5 protein-coding genes are annotated in these 4,984 nt (G+C 68.9%); 3 read left to right on the top strand and 2 right to left on the bottom strand.

Annotation, left to right across the window (positions count from 1 at the left end; translation table 11 throughout):
* The first annotated feature begins 64 nt into the window (after positions 1-64).
* Together ACFU7D_RS28570 and ACFU7D_RS28565 are read left to right on the top strand one after the other, a co-directional pair.
* Positions 65-754: an alpha/beta fold hydrolase gene (locus ACFU7D_RS28570; RefSeq protein WP_378873632.1), complete on the top strand. Its 690-nt coding sequence runs from the start codon at positions 65-67 to the stop codon at positions 752-754.
* A 21-nt stretch (positions 755-775) separates the two neighbouring features.
* Entirely contained in the window at positions 776-1,681 is a 906-nt protein-coding gene (locus tag ACFU7D_RS28565) for a transglycosylase SLT domain-containing protein (protein ID WP_378873630.1), read from the top strand.
* 18 nt (positions 1,682-1,699) lie between these two features.
* Here the strand turns inward: ACFU7D_RS28565 and ACFU7D_RS28560 are convergent, their stop codons facing one another.
* Entirely contained in the window at positions 1,700-2,203 is a 504-nt protein-coding gene (locus ACFU7D_RS28560) for a GNAT family N-acetyltransferase (protein WP_378727203.1), read from the bottom strand.
* 57 nt (positions 2,204-2,260) lie between these two features.
* Positions 2,261-3,289, bottom strand: coding sequence for a zinc-dependent alcohol dehydrogenase family protein (locus ACFU7D_RS28555; RefSeq protein ID WP_378873628.1), 1,029 nt, complete (start codon positions 3,287-3,289; stop codon positions 2,261-2,263).
* A gap of 137 nt (positions 3,290-3,426) precedes the next feature.
* On the opposite strand from ACFU7D_RS28555, the gene ACFU7D_RS28550 reads away from it, so the two are divergent.
* Complete coding sequence (locus tag ACFU7D_RS28550; protein ID WP_378727206.1) at positions 3,427-4,953, top strand: UDP-N-acetylglucosamine 1-carboxyvinyltransferase; 1,527 nt, start codon at positions 3,427-3,429, stop codon at positions 4,951-4,953.
* Positions 4,954-4,984: the final 31 nt, after the last annotated feature.

Here is a 4,984-nt window from a genome sequence, read left to right as displayed (position 1 = left end):
GGAAATTTCAGATTGGTCCGGGTGGCGGAAGTAGATCGTCCGCAATCAGGAAGAGGATCGCTTCATGGACATCGTTCTCGTACCCGGCCTCTGGCTGGATGCCTCCTCATGGGACCTCGTCGTCCCCCATCTGACCGACGCCGGCCACACCCCGCGGCCGCTCACCCTGCCCGGCCTCGAGTCGGCCGAGACCGACCGGTCCGGCGTGCACGTCGCCGACCAGGTCGCCGCCGTCGTGGCTGCCATCGACGAGTCGGCCGCGCCGGTGATCCTCGTCGGCCACTCGATGGGCTGTGCCGTCGCCGGTGCGGCTCTCGATGCGCGCGTCGACAAGGTCGCCGCGGTGGTCTACGTCGGCGGCTGGCCGGCGGAGCCGGGGATGATCCCGGCCAAGAACTTTCCGACCGACGGCGCCGACCTGCCGCCGGTGCCCTGGGAGGAGTTCGACGAGGCCGACGTGCGCGACCTCGACCGCGCCGCCTTCGAGGCACTGCTGCGGCCCTCCCCCGCCAACCTGACCTCCGAGCCTTTCGAGCTCGGTGACGAACGTCGCTACTCGGTCCCGGCGGTGTTCGTCTGCCCCGAATACACTGCCGCGGATCTGAAGGAGTGGATCGCCGACGGCACCGAGTCGGTCGCCGCCATCCCGAAGCACAAGGACACGACCTTCATCGACCTGCCCACGGGGCACTGGCCGCAGCTGACCAAGCCGGCCGAGCTCGCGGCCATCATCGGGCAGAGCGGCGCGCAGTGACCGTCGGGTAGCGTCGATCGGGTGCGCACCCGGCTCGCTGCCCTGGCCACCGCCACAGCCCTGGCGCTCGTCGCCGGCTGTGGCGGTGAGCCGTCCTCGGATCCGGCCGGCACTCCGTCGGCTTCCTCGACCGTCCGGTCCTCGCCCAGCCCGTCCTCGCCGGGCACGTCACCGGCGACGGTCCCGCTCGACGATGCGTCGGTGCCACTGGCAGATCGCCTCACCCAGGCGATGGCGACGGTCGCCGGTGGGAAGCCAGGAGCCGAGGACGTACGCGAGGCCGCGCTGTTCGAGCAGACGACCGCACGCGACCTCGCCCGCGGGTCGAAGGCGAAGGCCGACTCGGTTATGGGCGCGCTCGGCCGCGCCGATCGCACCCAGCTCACGGCGGACATCGCCGCGGCACGAGAGCTCATGGTCATGACCGACCCTCAGCCCGAGCTCCCGGACTGGAGGATCCTGACGCCGCCGATGCCGGAGGAGCTGCACCCGCTCTATCGCAAGGCGCAGCAGGCGACCGGGACGCCGTGGGAGTACCTCGCGGCCGTCCACCTGGTCGAGACCCGCATGGGCCGCATCCGTGGCACCAGCACCGCGGGCGCCCAGGGCCCGATGCAGTTCCTACCCTCGACCTTCGCCCAGTACGGCGCCGGCGGCGACATCAACGACCCCGCCGATGCGATCATGGCCGCCGGACGCATGCTCGCCAACAACGGTGCTCCGGGCGACATGGCCGGAGCGCTGTGGTCCTACAACCATTCCGACCGCTACGTGGCCGCCGTCAGCGCCTACGCCGAGCAGATGAAGCGGTCCCCCGCTGCGTACGACCTCTACTGGCACTGGCAGGTCCTCTACCGCCACCAGGACGGCACCATGCTCCTCCCCGAGGGCTACCCCGGCGAGAAGGCCGTACGCATCGCCGGCTGATCCGGCCGACGGCGGGGGTCAGTAGGGGCGCTCGACGGCGTACTGGACGAGGCTGACGTCCTCGCCGCGGTAGGTGTCGGAGCCGTGGCGGCCGGTCTCGATGAAGCCGGTCGTGCCGAAGAGCTTCTTGGCGCGAGTGTTCGTCTCGTGCGTCTCGGCCCAGATCCGGGTCAGGTCGAGCACGGAGAAGCCATAGGTGAGCGCGGTCTTGATGGCCCGCCGGCCGAGGCCATGGCCCCAGCGTGTGCTGGGGCCGATGGCGATGCCGAGCTCGCGGGTGTCGGGGGCCAGTCCGTGGATGTCGGCGTAGCCGACGACCTCCTCGTCGAGCTCCACCGCGAGCCTGATGAGCTCGGGCGGTGGGGCATCGATCAAGCGGCGCCAGTGGCGGAGGTGACCGTCACGGTCGCGCTCCGGCCAGCCGTTGGCCACCCGGAACTCCTCATCGTGTGCCCAGTCGGCGAAGACGTGTTCGTCGCCCGGTGACAGCGGGCGCAGGCGCATGGTGTCGGTGCGGGGCATCGACCGAGTCTTGCAGATGAGGCGCCCGGCCGATCCCCTGCCCGGGATCAGCGTGGCTCAGTAGGTGAGCTGAACCTTGGTCGCGAGCCGCTCGTCCATGAGGCGGTAGCCCTCGGCGGCCTCCGCGAACGGCAGCGCCTTGTCGAAGACCAGACCGGGGTTGATCGTGCCCTCCAGCGTCAGGCGCAGGAGGTCGGGGAGGTAGCGGCGCACCGGCGCCATCCCGCCCTTGAGACCGACGTTGGTGCGGAAGAGAGCGTTGACCGGAAGGTTGACGTCGTGCGGGACACCGACGAACCCGACGGTCGCCCCGGGACGGGCCACCTTGGAGGCCGTCTTGAAGGACTGGTCGGTGCCCACGCACTCCAGGACGTAGTCGGCCCCGACGCCACCGGTGAGCTCGCGTACGGCCGCCTCGCCCTCCTTGCCGCGGGCGGCGACGATGTCGGTGGCGCCGAACTTCTTGGCGATCTCCTGGCGGGCCTCGTGGCGCGACATCGCCACGACCCGCTCGGCGCCGAGCTGGGCAGCAGCCAGCACGCCGCACAGGCCGACCGCGCCGTCACCGACCACGACCGCAGTCCCGCCCTTGGCGCCGGTGCCGAGACCCGACATGACCGCTGCGTGCCAGCCGGTGGCCATCACGTCGGTGAGCGCGAGCAGGTCGGGGTACATCGTCGGGTCGGGAGTCTCGCCGAGCTTGACCAGCGAGCCGTCGGCCTGGTTGACCAAGGCGTACTCGCTCTGGCCACTGACCGTGAAGCCGAGGTTCACGCAGACCGACTGGACTCCGGCCAGGCAGTGCGGGCAGGTGTTGTCGCAGTGGTCGAAGGGGACGATCACGAAGTCGCCGGCCTTGAAGTCGCGTACGTCGGCACCGACCTCCTCGATCACGCCGATGCACTCGTGGCCGATGGTGCGCGGCTCCTCGATGTCGCCGTTGGAGCCGCGGTAGTTCCACAGATCGGAGCCGCAGATGCAGGAACCCACCACTTTGACGATTGCGTCGGTGGACTTCGTGAGAGCAGGATCGGGTACCTGGGTGAAGCGGATGTCGCCCACCCCATGGATCGTCGTCGCGCGCATGGTGGCATCCTGTCACCCGGCGTACGAGATGTTGCACATGGTGGCCGTTGGGGCCGCAGGCAACAGTCACGAAACGAAACGCCGACACTTCGCGGGGAATCCAGGCTTATCTCATATATGAGTTACGGTGGTGCACCATGACCGACGGATACAAAGGTCGTATCGGGAACCTGATTCGCGATGCGCGCAAGCACAAGGGCCTCACCCAGGCACAGCTCGCCGATCTTCTCAACACCAGTCAGAGCGCGATCAACCGCATCGAGCAGGGGCAACAGAACCTGTCGCTGGAGATGATCGCCCGGGTGGGCGCCGCTCTGGACTCCTCCCTCGTGGACATCGGGGCCGGCCCGACGCACCTGCGCGTCACCGGTCCGACGAAGCTCTCCGGTGAGATCACGGTCAAGACCTCGAAGAACGCCGGGGTCGCCCTCCTGGTCGGCTCGCTCCTCAACCGCGGCCGTACGACGCTGCGCAAGGTCGCGCGCATCGAAGAGGTCAACCGCATCATCGAGGTGCTCAACTCGATCGGCGTGCAGACCCGCTGGCTCAACGACGACAACGACCTCGAGATCGTGCCGCCGAAGGAGCTGCGCCTCGACGCGGTGGACGAAGCCGCCGCGCGCCGGACTCGCTCGGTGATCATGTTCCTCGGCCCGCTGCTGCACCGCCTGGACGTCTTCGAGCTGCCCTACGCCGGCGGCTGCAACCTCGGCACCCGCACCGTCGAGCCGCACCTGTCGGCCCTGCGCCCCTTCGGCCTCGAGGTCAAGGCCACCGACGGCGCCTACCACGCGAGCGTCAACCGGGAGATCCAGCCGGGCCGCCCGATCGTGCTGACCGAGCGCGGCGACACCGTCACCGAGAACGCCCTGATGGCTGCCGCGCTGCACCCGGGCACCACGGTGATCCGCAACGCCTCGTCCAACTACATGGTCCAGGACCTCTGCTTCTACCTGCAGAAGCTGGGCGTCGAGGTCGAGGGCATCGGCACCACCACGCTGCGCGTCACCGGCCGCGAGGTCATCGACGTCGACGTCGACTACGCGCCGAGCGAGGACCCGATCGAGGCGATGTCGCTGCTCACCGCCGCGATCGTCACCGACTCCGAGATCACCATCAAGCGGGTCCCGATCGAGTTCATGGAGATCGAGCTGGCGACGCTGGAGGAGATGGGCTTCAACTACACCCTCTCCGAGGAATATCTGGCGCTCAACGGCAAGACCCGCCTGGTCGACATCACCTCCAAGCACTCGGTGCTGCACGCGCCGCTGGACAAGATCCACCCGCTCCCCTTCCCCGGTCTCAACATCGACAACCTGCCGTTCTTCGCCGCGATCGCGGCGGTGGCGCAGGGTCAGACGCTGCTGCACGACTGGGTATACGAGAACCGGGCGATCTACCTGACCGAGCTCAACAAGCTCGGCGGCAACGTCACGCTCATGGACCCGCACCGGGTGATGATCGAGGGCCCGACCCACTTCTCCGGCACCGAGATCGTCTGCCCGCCGGCGCTGCGTCCGGCCGTCGTCGTGCTGCTCGCGATGCTCGCCTCGAAGGGCACCTCGGTGCTCCGCTCGACCTACGTCATCGCCCGCGGCTACGAGGATCTCGCCGAGCGGCTCAACCAGCTCGGCGCGAACATCACCGCGTTCCGCGATATCTGATCAGATCGGGCCGAGTCGGCTCATCCTGACC

The organism is Nocardioides sp. NPDC057577 (assembly GCF_042801335.1).
Lineage (GTDB): Bacteria > Actinomycetota > Actinomycetes > Propionibacteriales > Nocardioidaceae > Nocardioides.
Note: the sequence above shows the minus strand (reverse complement) of the source record. Positions and strands in the feature narration are given on the sequence as shown.

Bases quoted from the DNA above. Each gene is read 5' to 3' on its own strand.
- ACFU7D_RS28555 (WP_378873628.1), bottom strand. From the start codon at position 3,289: ATGCGCGCGACGACGATCCATGGGGTGGGCGACATCCGCTTCACCCAG.
- ACFU7D_RS28570 (WP_378873632.1), top strand. From the start codon at position 65: ATGGACATCGTTCTCGTACCCGGCCTCTGGCTGGATGCCTCCTCATGG.
- ACFU7D_RS28560 (WP_378727203.1), bottom strand. From the start codon at position 2,203: ATGCCCCGCACCGACACCATGCGCCTGCGCCCGCTGTCACCGGGCGAC.
- ACFU7D_RS28550 (WP_378727206.1), top strand. From the start codon at position 3,427: ATGACCGACGGATACAAAGGTCGTATCGGGAACCTGATTCGCGATGCG.